The 26,158-nt window shown below is 74.7% G+C and carries 25 protein-coding genes; 12 read left to right on the top strand and 13 right to left on the bottom strand.

Annotated features, from left to right (window positions below; translation table 11 throughout):
* Nucleotides 1-24: 24 nt before the first annotated feature.
* Nucleotides 25-861 (bottom strand): cytochrome bc1 complex diheme cytochrome c subunit, encoded by an 837-nt coding sequence (gene qcrC / locus D7I43_RS04860; protein WP_120327173.1) that lies wholly within the window; start codon nucleotides 859-861, stop codon nucleotides 25-27.
* 72 nt (nucleotides 862-933) lie between these two features.
* Nucleotides 934-1,533: an aa3-type cytochrome oxidase subunit III gene (gene ctaE, locus D7I43_RS04855; protein WP_120327172.1), complete on the bottom strand. Its 600-nt coding sequence runs from the start codon at nucleotides 1,531-1,533 to the stop codon at nucleotides 934-936.
* 108 nt (nucleotides 1,534-1,641) lie between these two features.
* Here ctaE and D7I43_RS04850 point away from each other — a divergent pair, with 108 nt between their 5' ends.
* The 4 genes from D7I43_RS04850 to D7I43_RS04835 all read left to right on the top strand — a co-directional run bounded on the left by D7I43_RS04850 (nucleotide 1,642) and on the right by D7I43_RS04835 (nucleotide 4,658).
* Nucleotides 1,642-2,610, top strand: a complete 969-nt coding sequence (locus D7I43_RS04850; RefSeq protein ID WP_120327171.1) for a cytochrome c oxidase assembly protein — start codon at nucleotides 1,642-1,644, stop codon at nucleotides 2,608-2,610.
* 183 nt (nucleotides 2,611-2,793) lie between these two features.
* Nucleotides 2,794-3,189 carry a hypothetical protein gene (locus D7I43_RS04845; RefSeq protein ID WP_120327170.1) on the top strand — a complete coding sequence of 132 codons (396 nt, stop codon included), beginning with the start codon at nucleotides 2,794-2,796 and terminating at the stop codon, nucleotides 3,187-3,189.
* A gap of 85 nt (nucleotides 3,190-3,274) precedes the next feature.
* On the top strand, nucleotides 3,275-4,321 hold the full coding sequence (gene trpD, locus D7I43_RS04840; protein ID WP_120327169.1) for an anthranilate phosphoribosyltransferase: 1,047 nt from the start codon (nucleotides 3,275-3,277) through the stop codon (nucleotides 4,319-4,321).
* Nucleotides 4,322-4,451: 130 nt separating this feature from the next.
* A complete protein-coding gene (locus D7I43_RS04835) occupies nucleotides 4,452-4,658 on the top strand; it encodes a hypothetical protein (RefSeq protein ID WP_120327168.1) in 207 nt (68 codons plus the stop codon).
* A gap of 302 nt (nucleotides 4,659-4,960) precedes the next feature.
* Here the strand turns inward: D7I43_RS04835 and D7I43_RS04830 are convergent, their stop codons facing one another.
* The gene (locus D7I43_RS04830) at nucleotides 4,961-5,386 is read right to left on the bottom strand and encodes a cytochrome c oxidase subunit 4 (protein ID WP_120327167.1); all 426 of its coding nucleotides are present in this window, start codon (nucleotides 5,384-5,386) and stop codon (nucleotides 4,961-4,963) included.
* A gap of 10 nt (nucleotides 5,387-5,396) precedes the next feature.
* Nucleotides 5,397-6,368 carry an aa3-type cytochrome oxidase subunit II gene (gene ctaC / locus D7I43_RS04825; protein WP_120327166.1) on the bottom strand — a complete coding sequence of 324 codons (972 nt, stop codon included), beginning with the start codon at nucleotides 6,366-6,368 and terminating at the stop codon, nucleotides 5,397-5,399.
* 196 nt (nucleotides 6,369-6,564) lie between these two features.
* On the opposite strand from ctaC, the gene D7I43_RS04820 reads away from it, so the two are divergent.
* Nucleotides 6,565-7,716, top strand: a complete 1,152-nt coding sequence (locus D7I43_RS04820; protein WP_120327165.1) for a cysteine desulfurase family protein — start codon at nucleotides 6,565-6,567, stop codon at nucleotides 7,714-7,716.
* Nucleotides 7,713-7,946, top strand: a complete 234-nt coding sequence (locus D7I43_RS04815) for a sulfurtransferase TusA family protein (protein WP_120327164.1) — start codon at nucleotides 7,713-7,715, stop codon at nucleotides 7,944-7,946. Before D7I43_RS04820 ends, D7I43_RS04815 begins: the two co-directional genes overlap by 4 nt.
* A gap of 111 nt (nucleotides 7,947-8,057) precedes the next feature.
* On the opposite strand, the gene D7I43_RS04810 is transcribed toward D7I43_RS04815, so the two are convergent.
* The 3 genes from D7I43_RS04810 to D7I43_RS04800 form a co-directional block, all read right to left on the bottom strand.
* The gene (locus D7I43_RS04810) at nucleotides 8,058-9,035 is read right to left on the bottom strand and encodes a carbohydrate kinase family protein (protein ID WP_120327163.1); all 978 of its coding nucleotides are present in this window, start codon (nucleotides 9,033-9,035) and stop codon (nucleotides 8,058-8,060) included.
* A gap of 302 nt (nucleotides 9,036-9,337) precedes the next feature.
* A complete protein-coding gene (gene erpA / locus D7I43_RS04805) occupies nucleotides 9,338-9,706 on the bottom strand; it encodes an iron-sulfur cluster insertion protein ErpA (protein ID WP_120327162.1) in 369 nt (122 codons plus the stop codon).
* Between the two features lie 166 nt (nucleotides 9,707-9,872).
* A complete protein-coding gene (locus D7I43_RS04800; RefSeq protein ID WP_120327161.1) occupies nucleotides 9,873-11,006 on the bottom strand; it encodes a glycerate kinase family protein in 1,134 nt (377 codons plus the stop codon).
* A gap of 68 nt (nucleotides 11,007-11,074) precedes the next feature.
* Here D7I43_RS04800 and nadA point away from each other — a divergent pair, with 68 nt between their 5' ends.
* The 3 genes from nadA to D7I43_RS04785 all read left to right on the top strand — a co-directional run bounded on the left by nadA (nucleotide 11,075) and on the right by D7I43_RS04785 (nucleotide 14,522).
* A complete protein-coding gene (nadA, locus tag D7I43_RS04795; protein WP_120327409.1) occupies nucleotides 11,075-12,274 on the top strand; it encodes a quinolinate synthase NadA in 1,200 nt (399 codons plus the stop codon).
* Nucleotides 12,275-12,486: 212 nt separating this feature from the next.
* Nucleotides 12,487-13,842 carry a UDP-N-acetylglucosamine 1-carboxyvinyltransferase gene (murA, locus tag D7I43_RS04790; protein WP_120327160.1) on the top strand — a complete coding sequence of 452 codons (1,356 nt, stop codon included), beginning with the start codon at nucleotides 12,487-12,489 and terminating at the stop codon, nucleotides 13,840-13,842.
* A 74-nt stretch (nucleotides 13,843-13,916) separates the two neighbouring features.
* Entirely contained in the window at nucleotides 13,917-14,522 is a 606-nt protein-coding gene (locus D7I43_RS04785) for a DUF3043 domain-containing protein (protein WP_120327159.1), read from the top strand.
* Between the two features lie 91 nt (nucleotides 14,523-14,613).
* On the opposite strand, the gene D7I43_RS04780 is transcribed toward D7I43_RS04785, so the two are convergent.
* Both D7I43_RS04780 and D7I43_RS04775 read right to left on the bottom strand, forming a co-directional pair.
* Entirely contained in the window at nucleotides 14,614-14,922 is a 309-nt protein-coding gene (locus tag D7I43_RS04780) for an AzlD domain-containing protein (protein ID WP_120327158.1), read from the bottom strand.
* Nucleotides 14,916-15,815, bottom strand: coding sequence for an AzlC family ABC transporter permease (locus D7I43_RS04775; protein WP_240032803.1), 900 nt, complete (start codon nucleotides 15,813-15,815; stop codon nucleotides 14,916-14,918). The genes D7I43_RS04780 and D7I43_RS04775 overlap by 7 nt, the downstream gene beginning before the upstream one ends.
* A gap of 66 nt (nucleotides 15,816-15,881) precedes the next feature.
* Here D7I43_RS04775 and D7I43_RS04770 point away from each other — a divergent pair, with 66 nt between their 5' ends.
* Nucleotides 15,882-16,442, top strand: a complete 561-nt coding sequence (locus D7I43_RS04770; protein WP_120327157.1) for a helix-turn-helix domain-containing protein — start codon at nucleotides 15,882-15,884, stop codon at nucleotides 16,440-16,442.
* A 7-nt stretch (nucleotides 16,443-16,449) separates the two neighbouring features.
* On the opposite strand, the gene D7I43_RS04765 is transcribed toward D7I43_RS04770, so the two are convergent.
* The 4 genes from D7I43_RS04765 to D7I43_RS32450 form a co-directional block, all read right to left on the bottom strand.
* Nucleotides 16,450-17,355, bottom strand: a complete 906-nt coding sequence (locus D7I43_RS04765) for an ABC transporter ATP-binding protein (RefSeq protein ID WP_120327156.1) — start codon at nucleotides 17,353-17,355, stop codon at nucleotides 16,450-16,452.
* Complete coding sequence (locus tag D7I43_RS04760) at nucleotides 17,352-18,167, bottom strand: ABC transporter permease (protein ID WP_240032802.1); 816 nt, start codon at nucleotides 18,165-18,167, stop codon at nucleotides 17,352-17,354. Before D7I43_RS04760 ends, D7I43_RS04765 begins: the two co-directional genes overlap by 4 nt.
* Nucleotides 18,160-19,011, bottom strand: a complete 852-nt coding sequence (locus D7I43_RS04755; RefSeq protein ID WP_120327155.1) for an ABC transporter permease — start codon at nucleotides 19,009-19,011, stop codon at nucleotides 18,160-18,162. Before D7I43_RS04755 ends, D7I43_RS04760 begins: the two co-directional genes overlap by 8 nt.
* Before the next feature lie 977 nt (nucleotides 19,012-19,988).
* Nucleotides 19,989-20,243, bottom strand: coding sequence for a hypothetical protein (locus D7I43_RS32450; protein ID WP_147427228.1), 255 nt, complete (start codon nucleotides 20,241-20,243; stop codon nucleotides 19,989-19,991).
* Between the two features lie 1,026 nt (nucleotides 20,244-21,269).
* Here D7I43_RS32450 and D7I43_RS32985 point away from each other — a divergent pair.
* A complete protein-coding gene (locus D7I43_RS32985) occupies nucleotides 21,270-25,034 on the top strand; it encodes a WG repeat-containing protein (RefSeq protein ID WP_240032800.1) in 3,765 nt (1,254 codons plus the stop codon).
* 101 nt (nucleotides 25,035-25,135) lie between these two features.
* The gene (locus D7I43_RS04745) at nucleotides 25,136-26,134 is read left to right on the top strand and encodes an aldo/keto reductase family protein (protein ID WP_120327154.1); all 999 of its coding nucleotides are present in this window, start codon (nucleotides 25,136-25,138) and stop codon (nucleotides 26,132-26,134) included.
* Nucleotides 26,135-26,158 lie beyond the last annotated feature (24 nt).

Genomic DNA, 26,158 nt, shown 5'->3' with positions numbered 1-26,158 from the left:
CACTGAATCGAATGGTCCGCCCGGTCACGACTTGCCCGCAATCCACAGGCTCGCGAAGACCAGCGCGACGATGCCGACCAGGAAGATCGCCAGACCCTCGGTGGAGGGGCCGTACCGGCCGAGGTTGAAACCACCCGGGTCCTGGTCGTGCTTCAGGGTCTCCTGGATGTAGGCGATGATGTCGGCCTTCTGCTCCGGACGGAGCTGGTTGTCGCCGAACACCGGCATGTTCTGCGGCCCGCTCAGCATCGCGGCGTAGATCTGCCGGTCGGTCGCCGGGCGCAGGCTCGGGGCGAACTTGCCCGAGGAGAGCGCGCCGCCGCCACCGCCGAACGCGTGGCACTGCGAGCAGTTGATCCGGAACAGCTCGCCACCGGCGGCGACGTTGCCGTTCTCGTGCAGGTTCTCACCGTTCGGCAGCTCCGGGCCGCCGCCCAGCTCCTGGATGTACTGGGCCAGCTGGCGGGTCTGCTCGTCGGTGAAGAGCGGGGGCTTGCGGTGCGCCTGCGCCTCCTGGCGGGCCAGCGGCATCCGGCCGGTGCTGACCTGGAACTCCACCGAGGCCGCGCCCACGCCGATGAGGCTCGGCCCGCGCCCCTCGACGCCCTGCGCGTTGCGACCGTGGCAGGTAACGCAGCTCACGTCGAACAGCGCCTTGCCGTCGGCGGCGGCGCTGCTGAGCGTCTGGTTGTCCTGCGCCTGCGCGCCGGGGGCGAAGACGGTGTAGGCGCCGCCGGCCAGCGTCAGCGCGGCGAGCAGCCGGACCGCGGCACCCAGCCGGCGGCGGCCCCTGCTGCGCGCCGCGGGCCGCCCGCGCAGCCGCGCGAGCAGACCGCGTCGGCGGTCGTTCTCAGAAGTCATGACCTGTGTCCTTAACCGGTTTGGACCTTACTCAGGGGACGGGGCAACGGCGTGATTCGTGACGCGCCAAGATCACTGGAGCCAGTAGATCATGCCGTAGAGGCCGATCCACACGACGTCGACGAAGTGCCAGTAGTACGACACGACGATCGCCGAGGTCGCCTGCGCCGGGGTGAACCGGCCCATCGTGGTGCGGATCATGAAGATGATGAAGGCGACCAGACCGCCGGTCACGTGCAGACCGTGGAAGCCGGTGGTCAGGTAGAACATCGACCCGTAACCGTCTTCGTTGATCTTCACACCCTCGTGCACCAGCGTGCGGTACTCGTTCAGCTGACCGAGCACGAAGATCAGGCCCATCACGAAGGTGATCGTGAACCAGCGCCGCAGCGCGTGGACGTCACCCCGCTCGGCCGCGAAGACGCCGAGCTGGCACGTGACCGAGGACAACACCAGGATCACCGTGAAGGTGGTCGCGTAGGGGATGTTGAGGACCTCGGTGTGCTCCGCCCACTGCTCCGGCGCCGCCGCGCGGATGGAGAAGTACATCGCGAACAGAGCCGCGAAGAACATGAGTTCGCTGGAGAGCCACACGATCGTCCCGACGCTGACCATGTTGGGTCGGGTCAGGGAGTGGATCCGGCTCTTGTCAATGGCTGGGGCCGCAGTCACGCGGTCATTATTGCCCCTGACCGGCGTCGGCGATCAGCGGGGTGCCAAACCGGTGGTCCAGGTGGCCCGATCGTGGTGGTCCGGTTCGCCTGGCCTAGCCTGAAAAGCGTGCTGCACGTCGATCCGATCTTCGCCGCCACCTCGGCCCTCCCGTCCGGCGCGGCCGCGCCGGCCGTGGCCGCCGGCCCGGAGACCCTCCCGCCGCCGTTCACGATCAGCGCGCTGGTGACCGAGACCCGGCTGGACAGCTGGCTGGCGCTCGGCCTGGTGCTCGCCGCCGGCCTCTACCTGTACGGCGTGCACCGGCTGCGGGCACGCGGCGACAGGTGGCCGGTGACCCGGACGATCTTCTTCCTGGGCCCCGGCCTCGGCGGCATCGCGCTCGTCACGGTCACCGGGCTGCACGCGTACGACACGGCGCTGCTGAGCGTGCACATGGTCCAGCACATGGTGCTGTCGATGGTGGCGCCGATCTTCCTGGCCCTGGGCGCGCCCATGACGCTGGCCCTGCGGACCCTGCCCCAGCGGCCCCGCAAGCGGCTGCTGGCGATCGTGCACAGCCGGATCGCGCGCGTCTACAGCTTCCCGCTGGTGGCGTTCGCCATCTTCGTGGTGAACCCGTTCGTGCTCTACTTCACCGACCTGTACCGGTACACGCTGGAGCACGCCTGGGCCCACGAACTGGTGCACGCCCACTTCATCATGACCGGCTGCGTGTTCTTCTGGCCGCTGCTCGGCCTCGACCCGCTGCCGGGGCGCTGGCCGTACCCGGCCCGGGCCCTGCTGATGCTCCTGTCGGTGCCGTTCCACACCGTGCTGGGGCTCACGATCATGCAGAGCAGCACGCTCTTCGGCGGCGACTGGTACCCGTCGCTGCGGCTCGGCTGGGCCGACCCGTGGGACGACCAGGTGCTCGCCGGCGGCATCCTCTGGGCCGGCGGCGAGTTCGTGAGCGTGACCATGCTCGCCGTGCTCGTCGCGCAGTGGGTCCGGCAGTCCGAGCGGGAGGCCCGCCGCATCGACCGCGAGCTGGACCGCCAGGAGGCCCGCGAGCGCGCCGCCGGGTCCCCCGCCTGAGCCGCCCCAGGGGTACGCCCCCGGCGGGCCGGGCGGGATGTCGGCTGTGTCACGCCGACCGGTACGATCTGCGGGCAGCAACGAGGTGGAAGCCAGTCGAGCCATGAGCGAGCGCAGCGAGCGCCTGTCCGGGCGCCGCGCGAAGAGGTCTCATGGCGGCACGGAGCGAAGCGGAGTGTCGGCATGAGTGATCGTCAGTGCACCGTCCTGCTCTACAGCGACGACCCGCAGGTCCGCGACCGGATGCGGCTGGCCGTCGGCACCCGTCCCGCGCCCGACCTGCGGATCGAGTTCGTCGACGCCGCCAGCTACGACGAGGTCGTCCGGCTCGTCGACGACTACGAGATCGACCTGCTGATGCTCGACGGCGAGGCGTCCCCCGGCGGCGGCCTCGGCATCGCCCGGCAGATCAAGGACGAGCGCGACGACGCTCCCCCGACCTGCGTGGTGATCGCCCGCGCGGCGGACCGATGGCTCGCGGCGTACGCCGAGGTCGACGCCACCCTCATGCACCCGCTCGACCCGGTGACCACCGGCACGACGGTGGCCGAGCTGCTGCGGACGCACGCACCCGCCTGACGTCCCCCGCTCCGGCACCGCCACGGCGCCGGACCGACCGGCGCCGGTTCACCCCACCCGCATCCGCACGCTCGGGAGGCCCGCGATGGGCGATCGGACCTGGCCGCACCTGCTCAACGCGCTGCTGCGCGGCGAGGAGCTCTCCACCGCCGACACCGCTTGGGCGATGGGCGAGATCATGAGCGGCTCGGCGAGCGCCGCGCAGATCGCCGGCTTCGCCGTCGGGCTGCGGGCCAAGGGTGAGACCTCGGCCGAACTCGCCGGTCTGGTCGAGGCCATGCTCGGCCGCGCGGTTCCGGTCGCGATCCCCGACGACCTGCGCGCCCGGGCCCTCGACGTGGTCGGCACCGGCGGTGACCTCGCCCACACGGTCAACATCTCCACGATGGCCGCCATCGTGGTGGCCGGCGCCGGTGTGCGGGTGGTCAAGCACGGCAACCGAGCCGCCTCGTCCTCCTGCGGCACGGCCGACCTGCTGGAGTTCCTCGGCGTACCGCTGGATCTCGGCCCGGAGGGGGTCGCCCGCTGCGTCGAGGAGGCCGGGATCGCCTTCTGCTTCGCGGCCCGCTTCCACCCCGGGATGCGGCACACCGGCCCGGTCCGGCGCGAACTGGGCGTGCCCACCGTGTTCAACTTCCTGGGCCCGCTGACCAACCCGGCGCGTCCCCGCGCGGGCGCGGTCGGCTGCTTCGACCCGCGGATGGCCCCCGTGATGGCCGGCGTGTTCGCCGCCCGGGGCGACTCGGTGCTCGTGATGCGCGGTGAGGACGGGCTCGACGAGTTCACGACGGCCGCGCCGACGCGGGTGTGGGTCGCGCAGGGCGGCACCGTACGCGAGGCCGTGCTGGACGCGGCCGACCTCGGCGTGGCCCGGTCCACGATCGGCGACCTGCGCGGCGGTGACGCCGCCTTCAACGCCGACGTGGCGCGCCGCGTGCTGGCCGGGGAGACGGGCCCGGTACGCGACGCCGTCCTCGTCAACGCGGCGGCGGCGCTGGCCACCCAGGGCCCGCTCGACGGTGACCTGACCGAGGCGCTACGCGCCGGCATGACCCGCGCCGCCGAGTCGATCGACTCCGGCGCGGCCGCCGCCACCCTGGAGCGCTGGGTCGAGGTCGCCCGCGCGCTCTGAGCGCGGGGCGCGGGCGCTCCGAGCGCGGAGCGCGGGCGGCCCCGGATCGTGTCGGAGGGGCGTGCCAAACTACACCGGAGTGATTCACCCGGTGGTGCGCCACCGGCGGCCGGAGCGAAAGGAGACGCCCGTGTCGGCCCGCGAACTCCACTGCGACGTCTGCGAGGGTGTGCAGCCGTTCGAGGCGCCACCGTGTGCCGACGGCCACGGCGCCGACTGCCCCGAGCTGATCTGCACCCGCTGTGGCACGGCCCTGCTGATCGCCACGTTCGCCTTCCCCGCGCCCCGGCTCGCCGCCACCACCCGGCCGCGCCCGCCGGCCCGTCGCGCCGCCTGAAAGGCCCTCCGACCGGCCCGCCGGCCAACCCCTCGCGCCGCTGAACGGCCCTCCGACCGGGCCCGCCCGCCGGCTCCGTCCCGCAGCCCGAACGAACCTCCTGAAGGCCCTCCGACCAGCCCCAGCGCCGCCGAACGGCCGCCGTGGACGGTCACCGCCACGTCGGGCGTGGACGGCGGTCGGCCGCGCCGGCGCGCGCCGGGACCACCGGTCGGCGCGCGCTCCCGACGAGCCCCGACGCACGAAGGCCCGCCTCCTCGCGGAGGCGGGCCTTCGTGGTGGTCCGCGGTGTCGCGCCGGGCTCAGTGCTCGGCGGTGCGCCGGGTGCCCGTGTAGTACTCGAACAAGAGCCCGCTGGCGGCGAAGATGCAGGCCAGCAGGCCCGCGCCCAGCAGCCAGAACTGCCAGAACGCCAGGCCGACGCCGGCGGTCGTGGCGGCGAGCGCCAGGCCGAACGGCCAGTAGCTGCCCGGGCTGAAGAAGCCGACCTCACCCGCGCCGTCGGCGATCTCCGCGTCCGGCCGGTCCTCCGGGCGGAGGTCGATGCGGCGGGAGACGAACCAGAAGAAGCCGCCGCACATCGAGCAGAGCAGGAACGACAGGGCCAGGGCGACCGTGCCCACCCACTCGACCCGGCCGCTCTCACCGGCGGTCCAGGCCGCGTACAGGATGGTCGCGCCGAACAGGAACGTCGCGATGACCAGGAAGATACGCCACTCGGTCTTCATGCCCGCTTCCTCAGCTCCCCGCGCCGGCCGGCACGTCGTCCGGGTTGAAGTTGTTCTGCGTACGCCGCGTCTCGAACGGCCGGGTGGTCTCCGCGTACGGGTCCTCACCGATCGCGGACAGCGCCTCCTGCGTGGTCTTGCCGTCCTGCTTGGCCGCGAGGAACTGGTCGTACTTCTCCGGCGAGACGACCCGCAGCTCGAAGTTCATGAACGCGTGGTACGTGCCGCAGAGCTCGGCGCACCGTCCGACGTAGGCGCCCTCGGTCTCCAGGCTGGAGACCTCGAACACGTTACGGATCTTGCCGGGCATGACGTCCCGCTTGAACAGCAGCTCCGGCACCCAGAAGGAGTGGATGACGTCCCGGCTGGTCTCCTCGAACCGGATGGACCGGTTGGTCGGCAGGACGAGGATCGGGATGACCTCGCTGGTGCCGAGCGTCGAGGCGATGGTGTTGGCGTCCGGGCCCTGCCCGTCGCGGTAGTTGAACTGCCAGTTCCACTTGAACGCGACGACCTCGACGGTGACGTCGGGGTTCCGCGTCACCTTGTTCACGTCGGTCTGCACGATCGCCGTGTAGTAGAAGAGCACGGAGACGACGAGGATCGGCGCGATGGTGTAGAGGAACTCCATCGGCATGTTGTAGCGGGTCTGCACCGGCAGGTCGTTGCCGCGCTTCCGGTAGCGCACGATGCACCAGAAGATCAGGCCCCAGACGAAGACGCCGACGGCGAGCGCCGCGATGCACGACGCGATCCACAGGTCGTACATGCGCCGGGACTCGGCCGAGATGCCGCCCTGCGGCCAGCCGAAGCCGTCGAACGTCCTGCCGACGTCACAGCCCGTGAGCAGGACCAGCAGCGCCACGCCGCCGAGACCGAGCCCGGCGAGCCGACCAGCACCACGCCGCCGGCGTCCGCCGGCTCCCGGAGAAGCGCTGTGCCGTACGGCCGACGGCCGTACCTCCGAACTCCTTGCGACCACCTGGTCCTGCCTCCCTAGCGCGCCGCGGTGTCTGTTCTGTCCTGCCGGCCTCCGGCCAGCGGAGCGACAGCACCGGCGGCAAAGGCGTCACCGACGGTCGCAGATTACTCGACCATGACCGGCTGGACCGTGTTGGGGTGGCTGTCGGCCCCCATCGGGGGATCTTGACCCGTCCGGCGCGATAGCGTAGGCAGTCGTGAGCGCTACCCCGGTCTATCTGGACGCCGCCACGGCCACGCCGCTGCACCCGGTCGCCCGGCAGGCGCTGCTGGCCGCCTTCGAGGACGGCTGGGCCGACCCGGGCAAGCTCTACACGCAGGCCCGCCGGGCACGCCAGCTGCTCGACGCGGCGCGGGCCGCGGCCGCCGAGGTCCTGGGCGTACGCCCCGACGAGCTCTCCTTCACCCCCAGCGGCACGGTGGCCGCGCACGCCGCCGTGCTCGGCGGTCTGGCCGGGCGCCGCCGCGCGGGCCGGACCCTGGTGCACTCGGCCATCGAGCACTCCGCGGTGCTGCACGCCGCCGAGCGGCACGTGGCCGACGGCGGTGACGCGGTGTCGGTGCCGGTGGACCGGCTCGGCCGGCTGGACGCCGACGCCTGGTCCGCCGCCGTCCGCGCCCCGGGCGTGGCGTTCGCCGCGCTGATCTCCGCGAGCCACGAGGTGGGCACCGTCCAGCCGGTGGCCGAGGCGGCCGCCGCGTGCGCCGACGCCGGGGTGCCGCTCCACGTCGACGCGGCCCAGTCGGTGGGCCGGGTCCCGGTCCCGGCGGGCTGGTCGGTGCTCACGGCGAGCGCCCACAAGTGGGGCGGCCCGGCGGGGGTGGGGCTGCTGGTGGTCCGCAAGGGCACCCGCTGGGAGTCGCCGTACCCGGCGGACGAGCGCGAGTCGGGGCGTACGCCCGGGGCGCTGAACCTGCCCGCGGTGGTCGCCGCGGCGGCGAGCCTGCGCGCGGTGGCGGCCGACGCCGCCGCGGAGGCGGCCCGGCTGGCGCCGCTGGTCGACCGGATCCGGGCGCGGGTGGCGGCCGAGGTGCCGGACGTGGAGGTGGTGGGCGACCCGGAGCGCCGCCTGCCGCACCTCGTGACCTTCTCCTGTCTGTACGTCGACGGGGAGGCGCTGCTGCACGCGCTGGACCGGCGCGGGTTCGCGGTCTCCTCCGGTTCCTCCTGCACCTCCTCCACCCTGCGCCCGTCGCACGTGCTGGAGGCGATGGGGGTGCTGTCGCACGGGAACGTCCGCGTGTCGCTGCACCGTGAGACCTCGGAGGCGGACGTGGAGCGCTTCCTCGCCGAGCTGCCCGGGATCGTCGCCGACCTGCGCGCCGAGGCGGGGGTGGTGGGGCTGTGACGATGCCGGACGAGGTGCTCGACTGCCGGGGCCAGCGCTGCCCGCTCCCGGTGATCGCCGTGGCCCGGCGCCTGCCGGAGCTGCCGGTCGGCACGGTGGTGCGGGTGCTCGCCGACGACCCGGCGGCGGCCGTGGACATCCCCGCCTGGTGCCGGATGCGGGGTCAGGAGTTCGTGGGTCAGATCACCGGCCCGGACGGCCCCGCGTACGACGTCCGCCGCCGCCACTGACCCCTCTCCCCCCGCGATCTTGCACTTTGTGCCCCGGCGAATCGGGGCGAAGGCCGCGGAACGGGGGCCGGAAGTGCAAGATCGACGAGCGAGGGGCGGCGGTGGCGCGGGTCAGGGGAGCAGGTGGGGGCGGACCTCGTCGGCGGCCACGTCGCCGTACGACTCCCCGAGCCGCTTGACGAACAGGTCACGGCGTACCTGGTACTCCTGCGTGCCCACGGTCTCCAGCACGAGCGTGGCCAGCAGGGAGCCGACCTGGGCGGCCCGCTCCAGGCCGAGGCCCCACGAGAGCGCCGTGAAGAAGCCCGCCCGGAAACCGTCGCCGACGCCCGTCGGGTCGACCGCCCGGATCTCCCGGGCGATCGGCACGTGGATCGTCTCGAAGTCCCGCCCGGCGATCTCCACGCCGTGCTTGCCGAGCGTGGTGACCCGGATCTTGACCCGTTCGAGCAGCTGCTCGTCGCTGAGCCCCGCCTTACTCTGCAGCAGCGACTTCTCGTAGTCGTTGGTCATGAGGTAGTCGGCGCCGTCGATCAGGGCGATCACGTCCTCGCCCGGCATCCGGGCGAGCTGCTGCGAGGGGTCGGCGGCGAACGGGAAGCCGCGCTCCCGGCACTCGGCGGAGTGACGCAGCATCGCCTCGGGGTCGTTCGCGCCGACCAGGACCAGGTCGAGCCCGCCGAGCCGCTCGGCGACCGGCGCGAGCTCGATGTTGCGCGCCTCGCTCATCGCCCCCGCGTAGAACGACGCGATCTGGCACATGTCGAGGTCGGTGGTGCAGACGAAGCGGGCCGTGTGGGCCACCTCGCTCACGTGCACCGAGTCGCAGTCGACGCCGTGCCGCTCCAGCCACGAGCGGTAGTCGGCGAAGTCGGCGCCGACCGCGCCGACCAGCACCGGTCGCAGCCCGAGCTGACCCATGCCGAAGGCGATGTTCGCGGCCACGCCACCGCGGCGCAGGACCAGGTCGTCCACGAGGAACGAGAGCGACACCTTGTGCAGCTGGTCGGCGATGAGCTGGTCGGCGAAGCGGCCAGGGAAGCTCATCAGGTGGTCGGTGGCGATCGAGCCGGTCACCGCGATCTTCATGTCAACCCTCGGGGTCGGGAGCAGGGCGCGGTCAGACTACCGGGCGGGTGGACGCCAGGTGTCCGGTCGGTCCGACGGCCGACATCCGCCGGACACCGGGACGTCTACTCCGGCGGACAGGTGACGCATCCGATGGACAGCGGGACGCGGAATCCAGGACGCGGACAGCGGGACACGGACTCCAGGGACGCGGACTCCGGGACGCGGACTCCGGACACCGGGGCGCGGACGCCACCGGGGCCGCAGACGACGACGGGGCCGCCCTTCGTGGGCGGCCCCGTCGTGACGACGCGGAGGTCGACTCAGCTGAACGAGTCACCGCAGGCGCAGGAGTTGCCCGCGTTCGGGTTGTCGATGGTGAAGCCCTGGGCGTCGATCCGGTCGGCGAAGTCGATGGTGGCGCCGGCCAGGTAGGGGGCGCTCATGCGGTCGACGACGACCTCGACACCGTCGTAGTCGGTGACGATGTCACCGTCGAGGGAGCGCTCGTCGAAGAACAGCTGGTACCGCAGGCCGGAGCAGCCACCCGGCTGCACCGCGACGCGGAGCCGCAGGTCGTCGCGGCCCTCCTGCTCGATCAGGGCCTTGACCTTCTGCGCCGCGACGTCGGTGAGGACGACGGTGGTAGGGGCCTTGGCCTCGGTCGACTCGGTCTGCGCTGGCGTGGTCACGTGGAATTCTCCCTGCGCGCTCGTGGTGTGGTCGTCCCGACCAACGTCACCCGCCGGTCAGCGATTCCCACTGTGGTCCAGTTTTCGATTGTAGGCCCGTCCGGGTCTCGCCGACCCCTCGACGTGACTCCGGGATGCCCGCACGCGGCGCGGGTCACACCCCGCGTCACCGGCTCCACTGCCGCGCCAGCCGGGCGCCCAGCTCGCGCAGCCCCTCGGCGGGCCGGCTGAGCGCGGCCTCCAGCCCGCGCTCGCCGTCACCGAAGTGTTCCACCAGGCTGTACGCGTCGGTCACCCCGGCCGCGGCGGCCTCCCGCCGGCCGGTGCTCACCTGCCCGGCCAACACCACGCAGGGCAGCCCCCGGTCGCGGGCCGCACCGGCCACCCCGGCGACGACCTTGCCCCGCAGCGACTGGTGGTCGAAGGAGCCCTCCCCCGTGATCACCAGGTCGACGTCGTCCAGCGCGGCGTCGAGCCCGGTGGCGCGGGTGACGAGGCGGATGCCCGACTCGCAGCGCCCGCCGAGGGCGAGGATCGCCGCGCCGATGCCGCCGGCGGCCCCGCCACCGGGCAGCGCGCCCAGGGCCGCCGGGCAGCCCGGCAGGTCCCGTTCCAGCACCGCGGCGAAGCGTTCCAGCGCGGCGTCCAGCAGCAGCACGTCGGCGCGGTCGGCGCCCTTCTGCGGGCCGAACACGTTGCTCGCTCCGTGCAGGCCGAGCAGCGGGTTGTCCACGTCGGTGGCGGCGACCAGTTCCGCGCCGCGCAGGCGGGGCGCCCCGTCGAGCGCGGCGGTCCCGGCGAGCGCGGCACCGCCGTACGGCAGGGCCTGCCCGGCCTCGTCGAGCGGCGTGACCCCGAGCGCGGTGAGCATCCCCGCGCCCGCGTCGTTGGTGGCCGAGCCGCCCAGCCCGATCACCACGGTGCGGGCGCCGCGCTCGACGGCCGCCGCGACCAGCAGCCCGAGGCCGAACGACGTGGTCGCCTTCGGGTCCCGCTCGTACGGGGCGAGCAGGTGCAGCCCGCACGCCTGCGCGCTCTCGACGTACGCCGTCCCGTCGCCGGTGAGGAGGATCTCACCGGTGGCCGGACGGCCGAGCGGATCGACGGTCGGCACCGGTACGCGGCTCGCGTCGAGCGCCTCGGCGAGCACGTCGAGGAACCCGGGCCCGCCGTCGGCGAGCGGCCGGATCAGCAGTTCGTCACCGTCGGTCACCTCGCGCCAACCGGCGGCGACGGCGGCGGCCACCTCCGGGGCGGGCAGGGTGCCGGCGAACTTGTCCGGGCAGAGCAGCACGCGCATGCCGAGCAGTGTGGCAGCACACACCGCGGACGGCTGCGCCGCGTTCGCGCTGTGGGACCATGGAGGACGTGACTTCGACCTGGGTAGAACCCTCCAACACGGCCACGGCACTGCTGCTGCTCGGGCGGGGAAGCGACCCGGCCACCGAGCGCGGGGTGGAGTGCCCGGGTGACCTCCCGGCGCCCAGCGACCCCGATCTGGTGGCTCGCGCGGCGGCGGCGAAGGCGGCGTTGGGCAGCAAGGTGTTCGTGCTGGGCCACCACTACCAGCGCGACGAGGTGATCCAGTTCGCCGACGTGACCGGCGACTCGTTCAAGCTGGCCCGGGAGGCGGCGGCCCGGCCGGACGCGGAGTACATCGTCTTCTGCGGCGTGCACTTCATGGCCGAGAGCGCCGACATCCTCACCTCGGACAGCCAGAAGGTGATCCTGCCGGACCTGGCGGCCGGCTGTTCGATGGCGGACATGGCGGTCCTGGGCCAGGTCGAGGCCGCCTGGGAGGTGCTCGCCGACCTGGGCGTCGCCGAGCAGACCGTCCCGGTGACGTACATGAACTCGTCGGCCGACATCAAGGGCTTCGTGGGCCGGCACGGCGGCGTGGTGTGCACCTCGTCGAACGCCAAGCGCGCGCTGGACTGGGCGTTCGCGCAGGGCTCGAAGGTGCTCTTCCTGCCCGACCAGCACCTGGGCCGCAACACGGCCGTGCTGGAGATGGGCTACTCGCTCGACGACTGTGTGCTCTACGACCCGCACAAGCCGAACGGCGGGCTGACCCCGCAGCAGTTGCGCGACGCGAAGATGATCCTCTGGCGCGGGCACTGCTCGGTGCACGGCCGGTTCACCCTCGACAGCGTGAACGACGTCCGGGAACGGGTGCCCGGCGTGAACGTCCTCGTCCACCCGGAGTGCCGGCACGAGGTGGTCACGGCGGCCGACTTCGTCGGCTCGACGGAGTACATCATCAAGACCATCGAGGCGGCCCCGGCCGGCTCGGCGTGGGCGGTCGGCACCGAGCTGAACCTCGTACGGCGGCTCGCGATGGCCCACCCGGACAAGCAGATCATGTTCCTGGACCGGGCCGTCTGCTACTGCTCGACGATGAACCGCATCGACCTGCCGCACCTGGTCTGGGCGCTGGAGGAGCTGGTGGCCGGGCGGGTGGTGAACCAGATCACCGTCGACCCGGACACCGCCCACCACGCGCGCGTGGCACTGGACCAGATGCTCGCGCTTCCCGGCGCCACGACCCCGCCGGCGACGGCCGGCTGATCACCGTACGTAGCGCCCTTGATACCCAATAGTTCCGGATCACCGAATTAACACTCTGCGGGTGGTGTGACCGGTTCCATTCTCGCCGCCGAGGACTATGCTGCCGGAGCAACGACGCAGGCGGCCTGTTTCGACCCGGCCGCATCCGGGGTAGCGGTGAGCATCGTGGGCCCCACCATCAACACGGCAGCACCGACGCTCTGGAGGTTGCGTTGACCGACGACGTCCTGATCGTGCACGGAGGCACCCCGCTCGAGGGGCGGATCCGCGTGCGCGGCGCGAAGAACCTGGTCTCCAAGGCGATGGTCGCCGCGCTGCTCGGCGACAGTCCGAGCCGGCTGTTCGACGTGCCGAAGATCCGTGACGTCGAGGTGGTCCGGGGTCTGCTCGGGCTGCACGGGGTCAAGGTGAGCGACGGCGAGGAGGACGGCGAGCTCGTCTTCGACCCGGCCAACGTGGAGAGCGCCAGCACCGACCAGATCAACGTGCACGCGGGGTCGAGCCGGATCCCGATCCTGTTCTGCGGGCCGCTGCTGCACCGGCTCGGTCACGCGTTCATCCCCGACCTCGGCGGCTGCCACATCGGGCCGCGCCCCATCGACTTCCACCTCCAGGCGCTGCGCGAGTTCGGCGCGACGGTCGACAAGCGGCCCGAGGGCCTGCACCTGTCGGCGCCGAACGGCCTGCGGGGCACGAAGTTCGCCCTGCCGTACCCGAGCGTCGGCGCCACCGAGCAGGTGCTGCTCACCGCCGTGATGGCCGAGGGCGTCACCGAGCTGCGCAACGCCGCCGTGGAGCCGGAGATCATCGACCTGATCTGCGTCCTGCAGAAGATGGGCGCGATCATCAAGGTCCACACCGACCGGGTCATCGAGATCCAGGGCGTGCCCAAGCTGCACGGCTACACCCACCGGCCGATCCCGGACCGGATCGAGGCGGCCAGCTGGGCGGCGGCCGCGCTCGCCACCCGCGGCCACGTCGAGGTGCTCGGCGCGCAGCAGGCCGACATGATGACGTTCCTGAACATCTTCCGGTCCGTCGGCGGCGAGTACGAGGTCACCGACCTGCGCCCGCCGCGCCACGGCGAGCCGGGCCAGGAGGGCGGCATCCGGTTCTGGCACCCGGGCGGTGAGCTCAAGTCGGTCGCACTGGAGACCGACGTGCACCCGGGCTTCATGACCGACTGGCAGCAGCCCCTCGTGGTGGCGCTCACCCAGGCCCGGGGCCTGTCGATCGTGCACGAGACGGTGTACGAGCAGCGGCTCGGCTACACCGAGGCCCTGAACTCGATGGGCGCGAACATCCAGGTCTACCGGGACTGCCTGGGCGGCACCCCGTGCCGTTTCGGCCGGCGCAACTTCAAGCACTCCGCGGTGATCGCGGGCCCCAGCAAGCTGCACGCGGCGGACCTGGTGATCCCGGACCTGCGGGCCGGGTTCAGCCACCTGATCGCGGCGCTGGCCGCCGAGGGCACCTCCCGGGTGTACGGCGTCGACCTGATCAACCGCGGCTACGAGGACTTCGAGGCGAAGCTCGCCGACCTGGGCGCGCACGTCGAGCGTCCGTAGCGTCACTTCCTCCTCGTTCGCGCCCGGTGCACCGCGATGTGCACCGGGCGCCGTCGTTTGGCTACCCTTGCCGCGTGCCGTCGCTGTTCCGCCGCAAGTCCGCCGACCTCGTCGAGGAAGCCGTCACCGAGGTGACGCCCGACGAGGCGACCCAGTCCGCCCGCCCCCGGGGCTACACCCCCGGCAAGGGACGCGAGACGCCGAAGCGCCCGAGCGCCGGGCGGCGTCCCGGTGGTGGCGCCCCCACCAAGCCGCTCACCAAGGCGGAGGCGCGGGAGCGCCGCCGGCAGATGCGCGCGGAGGCGGCGGCCGAGTTCCGCCGGGAGGGCGGCCCGCGCGACCGCGGGCCGGAGCGCCTGCTGGCCCGCAACGTGGTGGACTCCCGGCGCAACGTGGGCACCTGGTTCTTCGGCGGCGCGCTCATCGTGCTGATCGGGTCGAACGCCGCGATGCCGCCGGTCGTCCGGCTGGTCTCCAACCTGCTCTGGGGCGCGCTGGCGCTCGGCGTGGTGGTCGACTCGATCCTCATCTCGCGGAAGATCCGCAAGCTGGTCCGCGAGCGCTACCCCAACAGCGGGCAGCGGATGGGCTCCCTCTACCTGTACGCGATCATGCGGTCGATCACCTTCCGCCGGATGCGCGCCCCGGTCCCCCGGGTCGAGATCGGCGACAAGGTCTGACGAGGGCCGCGGCCGGCTCCGGGTCGGCCGACCGCCCCGGAGCGCGACCGGCCTGACCGCAGGCCGCGGACGCGCCGCGGTCAATCGCGGATCAGGGCACGCCCAGCAGGCGCAGCAGCGCGGTGGTGGCCGCCGCCGCGGCCACGACGAGGACGAACGGCGCCCGCCGCCAGGCCAGCAGCACGCCGACCAGCACCCCGGCCGGGCGGGCCCAGCCCGCGAACCGGCCGGCCTCGGTGAGCGCGGCGGCGGCAGCCAGCGCGGCGAGCAGCGCCGCGGCGGCGACGGGCAGCGCCTGCCGGGCCCAGTCGGGCAGGTCGAGCCGGTCCCGTAGCAGCACCCCGGCGGCCCGAAACCCGAAGGTGCCCGCCGCCAGGGCCAGGATCGCCGCGATCAGCACGTCTCCCCCTCGTTCCGCTCCGGTCCGGCCCCGGCCGGGACGCTCACCCGCCCGCGCGGGTGCGCCGGCCCACCGGCCGACCCGTGCGGGCCGTCACCCGTGTCTCCACCCACCGGTCCACCGGCCGGCCCGCCGCCACCGACCCGTCCACCGGCCGGCTCCGGCGGAGCGTCGGCGCCGCCCCGCGGCCCATCCGCCGGGTCGGTGTCCCGGCGCCGCGACCCGGTCCGCGCGCGCAGCGCCAGCAGCACCGGCCCGGCGAGGGCGAGCAGCACCGGCGCCCCGGCGGGCAGCACCGGCGTCGCGAGAACCGCGAGGACCGCGCCGGCCACCGCGGCGCGGCGGGTGTCCCGGTCGCGCATGGTCGGCATGAGCAGGGCGATCAGCCCGGCGGGGAAGGCCGCGTCCAGCCCCAGCGTGGCCGGGTCGCCGACCGCCCCGCCGGCCAGCACGCCGAGCAGGGTGCCCAGGTTCCAGGTCACGAAGAACAGCGTCCCGGCCAGCCAGAACGCCCGCCGCCGGTCCGGGCCGGCCGGACGGGCCAGCGCGAAGGCGGTGGTCTCGTCGGTCATGAGGTGAGCGCCCAGCAGCCGGTGCCAGCGGCGGGGGCCGAAGCTGTCGCCGAGGGTCAGCCCGAACGGCAGGTGCCGGGCGTTGAGCAGCAGCCCGGCCAGCACGGCCGCGAGCGGGCTGCCGGCGGCCAGCAGTCCCACCGCCATGAACTGCGCGCCGCCGGCGTACAGCAGGACGGACATCGCGACGGTGGCCCACACGGGCAGCCCGGCCGCCACGGCGACCGCGCCGAAGGACGCGCCCACGGCGACCATGGCGGCACCGATGGCGGCGATGTCGCGGAGCATCCCCGTGGCGGCCGTTCGTTGTACCGTACGCATGGTTCATCATGATGAACGCCGTAGCCCCGTTCGTCAAAACGAACAAACAGACCGATGGAGTGAACAATGGCCACCGAGCCGGCTGCCCCACTGGCCACCATCGCCGCCGCCCTGCGGCGGGAGCGGGAACGGGCCGGCATCTCGCTCACCGAGCTGGCCCGCCGGGCCGGGATCGCGAAGTCGACGCTCTCCCAGTTGGAGGCGGGCACCGGCAACCCGAGCGTCGAGACCCTCTGGGCGCTCGGCGTCGCCCTCGACGTGCCGTTCGCCCGGCTGGTCGAACCGCCGACCCCGGCCGTACGGGTGATCCGGGCCGGGCACGGTCCCCGCATCCGGTCCGAGCAGGCCGACTTCTCCGGCACGCTGCTCAGCGCCGGTCCGCCCCACGTCCGGCGCGACGTGTACCTCATCGAGCTGGAGCCGGGCGCCGTCCGCACGGCGGAGGCGCACACCCCGCGCAGCGTCGAGCACGTGGTCGTGGCCGCCGGGCGGCTACGGGTCGGCCCGGAGGCGGACCTCGTCGAGCTGGGGCCGGGTGACTACGCGACGTTCCCCGGCGACGCGCCGCACCGGTACGAGGCGCTGGCCCCCGGCACGTTCGCGGTGCTGGTGATGGAGCACCCCTGACCGGCGCTCAGGGCGCCGGAACGGCGGCGGGGGCCGGGGCGCCGTAGAGCCGGGCCACGACCTCCTCGATGTCCGGCTCCACCACCGCGACGTCCCGCAGGCTGGCCACGCCCGCCAGGCCGGAGACCACCTCGGCGACTCCCGCCGACTCCAGCGCGTACACCAGCCGGCGGCCGTCCGCCGCCACCTCTCGCAGCGGCGCGCCGGGCAGGACCGGCGGCTCCGGCAGCGGGGCGTCCAGGTCGGCGACCACGAGCCGCCGGCAGAGGCGCTCGATGTCGGCCAGGTCGTGCGTGGTCAGCACGAGCGTGGTGTCACCGGTGCTGCCGAGTTCCGCGAGGAACCCCCGGACCGCCTGGCGGCTGACCACGTCCAGGCTGATGGTCGGCTCGTCCAGGAACAGCACCTCCGGGCCGTGCAGCAGCGCCGCCGTCAGCTCGCCGCGCATCCGCTGTCCCAGGGAGAGCTGCCGGACCGGCACGTCGAGGAAGCCGTCCAGGTCCAGCAGGTCGCGGCACCGGCGCAGCCGGGCGGCGTGCTCGGCGGCCGGCACCCGGTAGACGTGCCCTAGCAGGTCGAACGAGTCCCGCAGCGGCAGGTCCCACCACAGCTGCGACCGCTGGCCGAAGACCACCCCGATCCGCAGCGCGAGACGGGTGCGCTGGGCCACCGGGCGCAGCCCGCAGACCCGCACCTCGCCGGCCGTGGGCGTCAGCACGCCGGTGAACATCTTCAACGTGGTGGACTTGCCCGCGCCGTTCGGTCCGATGTAGCCGAGCATCTCGCCCCGCTCCACCCGCAGGTCGAGCCCGTCGACCGCGGCGCGGACCCGCCTGGCGCGGCGGATCCGGCCGGTCTTGACGTGCACGGTGAACTCCTTGCGCAGACCGCGCGCCCTGATGACCTCTGTCATGACCCCGTACTCCGGTAGTGGCGGATGCCGACCCGCCAGGCCGCGGCGGCGAGCGCGGCGGCGACCACCGCGACGCCCGGCGCGGCCCAGCCCACCCAGGCCGGCAGGCCGAGCGGGTCGGCGCGGCCCAGCAGGGCCAGCGCCGGGTGGTAGGACACGAAGGCGAACCCCAGGCCGTACGCGAACAGCGCCCGGAACCACCCGCCGTAGACGGTGACGGGGTACGAGGTGAAGTCGCGCCCGCCGTAGGTCAACGAGTTCGCGAGTTGGCCCGACTCGACCCAGTAGAACGACACCGTGGCGGTGGCCACGAAGATCGAGCCGAAGAAGACCACGGCGGCGAGCGGGGCCAGCACGACCAGCAGCGCCCTCCCCGGCGTCCAGTCGATGCCGGCGGACACCACCGCCGTGACCCAGACGGCGAGCCCGAACACGGCCCGCGAGACCTTGCGCAACGGCAGGTCCATGAGCAGCAGCTGGGGCAGCGCGCCGAGCGGCCGCACCAGGACGGCGTCCAGCAGGCCGGTGCGCACGTACTGCGGGATCCGCTCGATGTTGCCGACGAGCAGGTCGGCGGTGGCGAAGGCGCACGCCGAGAGGCCGACGACGACCAGCGTCTCGCGCAGGGTGAACCCGCCCAGCTCCCGCGTCACGCCGAAGAGCACCAGCACGGTGAGCACGTCGAAGGCCGTGGCGCCGACGTTGCCCACCAGGTCCACGGCGAACGAGGTGCGGTACGCCGTCTGCGACCGCGCCTGCGCCCCGAGCAGCGCCCGGTACGCCCTCAGCGTCCCGCCGCGACCGTCAGCCACCCTGCACCGCCAGGCGGCGCTCCGCGCGGCGCTGCACCCACCGGCAGGCGGCCAGGAGCACGACGACCCAGCCGGCCTGGACGGCGACCAGCGTCACCTGCACCGGGGCGGGGTCCCGTTCCACGAGCACGTCGAGCGGGGTCTGGAGCAGGCTCGGGAACGGGGTGGCGATCCACAGTGCCTGGTAGAGCCACTCCGGCAGGAACCGCAGCGGGAAGTACAGGCCGCAGAGCACGCCGGAGCCGAGCGTCCAGAGGACGAGCGGCCCCCGCACGTCGGCCAGCCAGTACGCGGTGGCGTTGACCAGGTAGCGGCAGGCGAAGCAGATGACCACGGCCGCGGTGGCCGAACCGGCGAACAGGAGCACGGTCGGCCAGCGGGTGGGCAGGTACAGGTCGAAGAAGAACGGCGCCACGACCACCGGTGGCAGCAGCCGGGCCAGCGCGGCGTGCCCGGCGCGGCCCAGGTCGGTGGCGAGGTACGCGGTCACCGGATGTACGGGCCGCAGCAGGTCCGCCGTCACGTCCCCGGTGCGGATCCGGTCGGCCAGCTCCGTCCAGCCCCAGAGCAGGACCACGGTGAGCAGCCCCTGTCCGACCCAGACGAACGTGGCGAGCTGCGGGCGGTCGTACCCGCCGGCCGTCCCGGCCACGCCGGCCACCGCGAGGAGGACGTAGCAGCGCAGGAAACCGAAGACGGTGTTGGTCACGATCCCGGCGACGGTCGCCTGCCGGTAGGTGGAGTATCGTCGGAAACCAGATGCGGCTAAAGCCCAAAATGTCCGGAACCATGGGATAACGTTTGAGGTGGTGAACGGTGCCACAGTGGCGTTCAGCGAACCCACGCCGCTACCCTCCATCCGCAGCCACGCCCTGCCGGACCGGGCGACTCTACCGGTAGGTCGGGTGCTCAGCGCGACAATTGGCAACGAGGTGACAACGCCGTGAGCGAGCGGACGCGAGCCGGCCACCGGAGCGCGGCCCCCGGCGGTCCGGCGCCCGGCGGTCACCCGGCCGCGGTCGCGAGCCGACGGTGCCGGTACGCCGGCACACGCCCCGGGTCCGGCGACGGGCACCTCGGATGAGCAGCCGATACTCCGATCGGTGGCAGGATCCGGCCGAACCGTCCTGGATGGTCGAGCCGACCCACGAATGGCACCCGCAGTTCCCCGGGCAGCGCTACCCGGGAGACATCGGCGTGCAGCACGCGCCTCCGCCCCGCGGCCGGGCCAGCGTCGTGGGCCGTGTCGACGTGCCGCCGCTCGCCCCGACCCGGCCCGACGGGACGTACCTGGGCCGCTCCTGGTCCGACGAGCCGCCGCCGGAGGAGGAGCCGTACGCCCGGGACCGCCGCCGCGACGGCACCGACGCGCGCCGCTACGGGGACGAGTCCTACCGCCGGCCGCAGGCCGAACCCGCCTGGCCCGACGAGCGGCCACCGGCCCGCCAGCCCCGGTCCGACGGCCGGACCGAGTGGACCGACCGCGGCGCGCGCCGCGAGGAACGCGCGGGGCGGGAGAACGGCTGGCACGGTGAACCGGCCGGGGACCCGCGTCGCGGCTCGTACCCTCCGCCGGTCTCCCACCCGGAGCCGGGCTGGATGCCCGAGCCCGGTGAGGATTCCCCGCCGCGCCGCCGCCCCGCCGGACCGCCGGCCGACGGGTACGAGCGGCACCCCGCCGAAGGCGGCCGGCGCCCCCGGTACCCGTGGGGCCGGGCCGCCGAGCGGGACCGCCACCCCGACGACCTCCGGCACGACGCGCCGCGCCGCGACGGGCCGACCCGCCACGTCGACGATCCGCGAGGACCGCACGCCGACCGGTCACGCCACGACGACCGCCCCCGGTACGACGACGAGCACCCGCGCCGCGTCGAGCACGACCGGCACGCGCGCCCCCGCTACGAGGACGACCGCGCGTACCGCCCCGACCGCCACCCCGGGCCGGACCAGGAGCGGTACCGGCCGACGCGGGAGATGGTCGGCCGTGCCGAGCCGTACGCCGACCGGAGGGAGGAGGCGTACCGGGAGCGGTGGCCGCACCCCGACCGCGAGGCGGGCGGGCCCCGGCCGCCGCACCCCGGCCGGGATCCGGGCTGGGATCCCGGCCGCCGCGCCGAAGCGCGGCCGGAGCAGCGCCGCCCGTTCGACGCCGACATGCCGCCCCGCGAGGCCGCCCGACGGGACGCGCCGCGGTACGACGAGCCGTACCGGCGTCCCTACCCGCCGCCCGCCGCGGACACGCCGATCTCCGGCCCGCCCGTCTCCCCCGGGCCGGCGCCGGGTCGACCGGTGTCGCCCGCACCGGCCCCCGGCCAGCCGCGCCCACCGACGGCGGCCCCCGGCCGGCCCGTCTCACCCGGACCGGCCCCGGGTCGACCGGTGTCGCCCGCACCGGCCCCCGGCCAACCGCGCCCGCCCACCGCGGCCCCCGGCCGGCCCGTCTCCCCCGGGCCCGCCCCGGGCCAACCGGTGTCGCCCGCCGCCATGCCCGGCCGGCCCGTCTCCCCCGGACCGGCGCCGGGTCGACCGGTGTCGCCCGGACCGGCCCCCGGCCAACCGCGCTCGCCCGCGACGGCCCCCGGCCGACCCGTCTCCCCCGGACCGGCGCCGGGTCGACCGGTGTCGCCCGGTCCCGCCCCCGGTCAACCGGTGTCGCCCGCACCGGCCCCCGGCCGGCCCGTCTCCCCTGCTCCCGCGGCTGGTCGACCGGTGCCACCGGCGCAGCCGGCTCCGCCCGCGCACCGTGTGCCGCCCTCGGGCCCCGCGGGCCATCCCACCTGGCCGGCGGACGCCGAGCCGGGGAACCGGCCGCGTACGCCGGAGCCGCCGCGCGAGGCACCGGTCCCGCCTGCCCCGGTCTCGCCGGCACCGGGCCGACCGGTCTCGCCGGCACCGGTGCCTCCGGCGGCCGGACCGGCCACCCCGCCCGGCCGCCCCGTCTCCCCGGCGCCCACGTATCCCCCCGCCCCGCCCGGCCCACCGCCGGCGGCCCGACCGATCACACCGGCACCCCCGTCCTCGGCGACGGGCCCCGGCTCGCCGGCGGCCGTCCGACCCTCGACGCCGGCCTCCGGCCCGGCGCACCGTCCCTCCGGGACGCCCGTGTCGGGACCGCCCGGGGCCGGCACGCCGGGACCGGCGCGTCCCGTACCATCGTTCGACCCGGCCCGCCCGGCGGAACCGACGGCCGCCCCGCCGCCCTACGCCGGGCCACGCGCCGACGACCGGGTCGCTCCGCCGACGGCGGACCGCCCGCCGGCGGGCCGTACCCCGGTCGACGCGTACGGGTACCAGCGGCCGGCCGACGGCGAGCGCGCCGCCGATCGCCAGGACGTGGCGCCCGGACACCCGCCCGCCGCGTCCGCGTCGGGGGCGACGACGGTCGAACCGTCGCTTCCGCCCGCTCCCGGCGTTCCCCGGGTCTACGTCCCGCCGCCCCCGTCCGAGCCGCCGGCGCACACCGTCGCGCCGGAGCCCAGCGGCGGGGCGGACGCCTGGTTCCGCCCGGCCCGGCCCGTGCCGGCGGAACCGACCACGCCCGAGGCCGAGCCGGCCACGCCCGAGGCCGACAGCCGCGCCGAGCCGACCACGACTGACGCCGAGACCACGACGGACGACGGCCCGACCACGGCCGACATCGACCCGACGACGGCCGGCGGCGAATTGGCTGGGCCGGACGCCGGAGCCGAGCAGACCACGGTCGACCCCGAGGCGTCCCCGGTCGCGCCCGAGCCGACCGCGACCGGGCCCATGGCAGAGGTCGGCACCGGATCCACCGCCGGGGCGGCACCGACGACCGCCGACCCCGAGGCGGCGGCCTGGCCGGCGGCCACGCCGACCACCGTCGAGGCCGACGCTCTCTCAATCGCGGCTGGCGGCCTGGTCGAGCCGAGCGCGGACCGCGACGCAGCCCCGCGCACCGTGTCCGACGCCGACCCGACCGAGGTCCAGCCCGGAGCCGACGCGAACATCGCCGGGACCGCAGCCGAGCCGACGACGGCCGGCAGCGATCCGACTGCGGCGCAGCCCGCGGCCGAACCCGCCACGCGCCCCACCGAACCGGGATCCGCCGTGACCGGGGACGGGCTCGCAGCCGACCCGACACCAACCGGCGCCGAGCCGCGCGAACTCCAGCTCGGACCGACGCCGGCCGACACCGAGCCACGGTTGACGGCCGAGGCAGGGCTCGCCGCCGAGCCGACCACGACCCGCACCGAATCGGCCGCGCCCCACCTCGGACCGACGCCGGCCGACACCGAGCCACGGTTGACGGCCGAGGCCGGGCTGGCGGCCGAGCCGACAGCAACCCGCACCGAGCCGGCCACGCCCGAGCCCCAACTCCCGGCGGTAGACACACACCTCGCGCCGACCGAGCCCGAAGCCCGACTCGACGCCGACCCGACCACGACCCACCCCGGACCGGCCACGCCCGACGCTCCGGTCGGACCGGCGACGATCGACCCCGAGCCGGTCGGCACCGGATCGACGCCGGTCGACTCCGACCCGGTGGCCTTCGCCGACCAGGCCGCCACCGCGGCACCTCGGGCGTCGCGGGACACGGTGACGGCCGGTGACCACTCCGACGCCGCCCTTGCCGAGGCCGCCGACGCGCCGCACCCGGCCGCGCCTCCGGTGCCCGACGCATCTCGTCCCGCCCCGCCGGCCGTCGCCGCGCCCCTCGACTCGTCGCCCGCCGACGGGCTGGACGACTGGGACACCGGTCTCCCCTCTGCCGCCGTGGCCTGGGCGTCGCCCGCCGTCGACGCCCGGGCGCCCAGCACGGAGGCGGCGCGGCCGGAGCCGGCACCCGACGCCGTACCGGCCACCGACGCCGTCGAGCCGACGACCGTCGACCCGGCCACCTCCGCAGCGCCCGCCGACGCCGACAGCACCGCCGACACCGGGGGCGCCACCGCCGTCGAGGGCAGCGCGATGGCCGTACGGCCCGAGGCGGGCGAGCGTCCGGACGCCCCCACTGACGCTGACGGCCCCACGCCTGGGTCGCCGGTCAGCGGGGCGGTACCGGGTCAGCGCGAGGCCGTCGAGGCACGCGTGGACGGCGGGGCGGAGGCTCCCTCGGCACCCGTGACGAGCGCCTCCCCGCCCGACGGGCCGGAGCAGACCTCGCCGCCGCCCGCGTACCCGGCCCGCCCGGACGCCGTACGGGACGCGGCACCGCCGCACTCCGCGCCCCCGGCCGCACCGGAAGCATCGGCCGCAACGACAGCAGTGGAAGCAACGGAAGCACCAGCCGGCGCCACCGAGGCGACGGCCGTACCCGACGGGTCGCCGGCGGCCACCGCAGACGCCGCCCCGGTCCCGGCGCCCGTCTCCGCGCCGCCCGACGAGCCGGTCCCGGCACCCGCCTCCGCACCGCCCGACGAGCCGGTCCCGGCATCCGTCTCCGCACCACCCGCCGAGCCGGCGCCCGTCTCCGGAGCACCCGCCGGACCCGTCCCGGCTCCGCCGGCCACGGCCGAGCGGGATCCGTCCCCGCCGCCGGGCGCACCCGTGTCCGCCGTGCCGGCGGCGTCCGTCTCCGCACCGCCGGCCGCGCCGAACCGCGCCCTGCAGGGGGATCCCGAGCAACTGCTGGCGCGCTACCGCTGGCGGCTCGACCCGGCGACGCTGCGCGAGGTGGCGGACGACCCGGACGAGCTGCGGACGATCCGGCGGCGGCTGACCGAGAAGCTGGCGTCGGCCGCCGACAACCGCGCCCGGGCCCGGCTGCTCAGCCTGCGTGCCGTGGTGTCCCGCGTCCTCAACGAGCTGGACGACGCGTTGGCGGACGCGCGGCTCGCGCTCACGTACGCCGAGGCGACCGGTGAGCTGCGCCGGATCGCGCTCGCCCAGGCGCGGCTCGCGCACGTGCTGCGGTGGCGCGGGGAGTTCACCGAGGCCGACCAGCTGTTCGCCCTGGCCACGTCGCCCGAGCTGCCCGACCGGCTGCAGGCCGCGCTGCACGAGCACGCCGGGCGGTCCTGCTACGACCAGGGCCGGTTCATGGAGGCGTGCCAGCACTTCGAGCGGGCGCTCGACCTGCGCGGCGCCGGGGACGCCGACCTGCTCGCCCGGGTCCGGACCGCGCTCGACGCGGTCGCCGAGCGGGTCGCGACGGAGGGCTTCGGCCCGTACCCCCGCAGCCGGGACGAGGTGCTGGAGCGCATCCAGCCCCCGGTGCCCGCGCGCGACGGCGCGCTCTGGGGTTACGCCGACCCGGAGGGCGAGCTGGTCATCCCGGCCCGGTACGCGGACGCCCAGCCGTTCCGAGAGGGCCTGGCCTGGGTGCGGCGGCCGGACACCGACCGCTGGTCGCTGATCGCGCTCACCGGCACGACCGTGATCCCGCCGTCGTTCCTCGCGGTCCGCTCCTTCTCCGACGGACTGGCCTGGGTGGTCCGCGACGGTTCCGAGGGCTGGTCTGCCATCGACCCCACCGGCGACGTGGTGATCCCGCCGGGCTTCGCCGACGTACGCCCGTTCCGGCGCGGCGTGGCCGCGGTCCGCCGCGAGGGCTGGGGCGCCGTGGACCGGAGCGGCCGGATCGTGGTGCCGACCCGGTACCACAGCCTCCGCACCCCCCTGGCCGACGGCCGGTACGTCGACGGCTTCACCGACGAGGGCCTGGCCGTGGCGGAGCTGGCCGGCCGGCACGGCGTGGTGGACCACACGGGCGCCGTGGTCGTCCCGCCGGTGCACCCGGCGCTCATCGTCCATCCGGTCGCCTTCCTCGTGGGCACGGCCGGCGGCCGGTGGGGCGCCCTCGACCGGCGGGGGAACCCGCTCATCGACCCGGTGCACCGCAGCACCGAGGACGTGCTCGACGAGATCGAACGGCTGCTCGCCGACACCAACCCGGTGCTGTGACGGCCGGGCCTCCCGGCTGACGCGACCGCCCGGCTGACGATCACCACACACCCGCGGGTCGCCCGGCCGGGCCCGCCGGTGACCGGAGTTAGGGTCAGGCCATGGAATTCCGTCACCTAGGCCGCTCCGGCCTGATGGTCAGCGAGATCTCGTACGGCAACTGGATCACCCACGGGTCCCAGGTGGAGGAGGACGCCGCCTTCGCCTGCGTACGGGCCGCCCTCGACGCCGGCATCACCACCTTCGACACCGCCGACGTGTACGCCGGCACCCGGGCCGAGGACGTGCTCGGCCGCGCGCTCGCCAACGAGCGCCGGGAAGGGCTGGAGATCTTCACCAAGGTGTACTGGCCGACCGGCCCGGGTCGCAACGACCGGAGCCTGTCCCGCAAGCACATCATGGAGTCGATCAACGGCTCGCTGCGCCGGCTGCGCACCGACTACGTCGACCTCTACCAGGCCCACCGCTACGACTACAGCACCCCGCTGGAGGAGACGATGGAGGCCTTCGCCGACGTCGTACGCTCCGGCAAGGCCCTCTACATCGGCGTCTCCGAGTGGAAGGCGTCGCAGATCCGCGAGGCCCACAAGCTGGCCCGCGAGCTGCACATCCCGCTCGTCTCCAACCAGCCGCAGTACTCGATGCTGTGGCGGGTCATCGAGAGCGAGGTCGTGCCCACCAGCGAGGAGCTGGGCGTCGGCCAGATCGTCTGGTCGCCGATGGCGCAGGGCGTGCTCTCCGGCAAGTACCTCCCGGGCCAGCCGCCGCCGGCCGGCTCCCGGGCCACCGACGAGAAGTCGGGCGCGAACTTCATCGCCCGGTTCCTCACCGACGAGGTGCTGACCCGGGTGCAGCAGCTCCGGCCGCTGGCCGAGCAGGCCGGGCTCACCATGGCCCAGCTCGCCATCGCCTGGGTGCTCCAGAACCCGAACGTCTCCTCGGCGATCGTCGGCGCGACCCGCCCCGAGCAGGTGCAGGACAACGTCAAGGCGGCCGGCGTGAAGCTCGACGCCGACCTGCTCAAGGCGATCGACGAGATCGTCGACCCGATCACCGAGCGCGACCCGGCGAAGACCGAAAGCCCGGCGCAGCGTCCCTGACGCCCCCCGGTCCGGCCGGCGCGC

Source organism: Micromonospora globbae, assembly GCF_003610785.1.
GTDB classification, from domain to species: domain Bacteria; phylum Actinomycetota; class Actinomycetes; order Mycobacteriales; family Micromonosporaceae; genus Micromonospora; species Micromonospora globbae.
The sequence above is the reverse complement of the archived record's forward strand: the minus strand, read 5'-3'. Positions and strand labels throughout refer to the sequence as shown.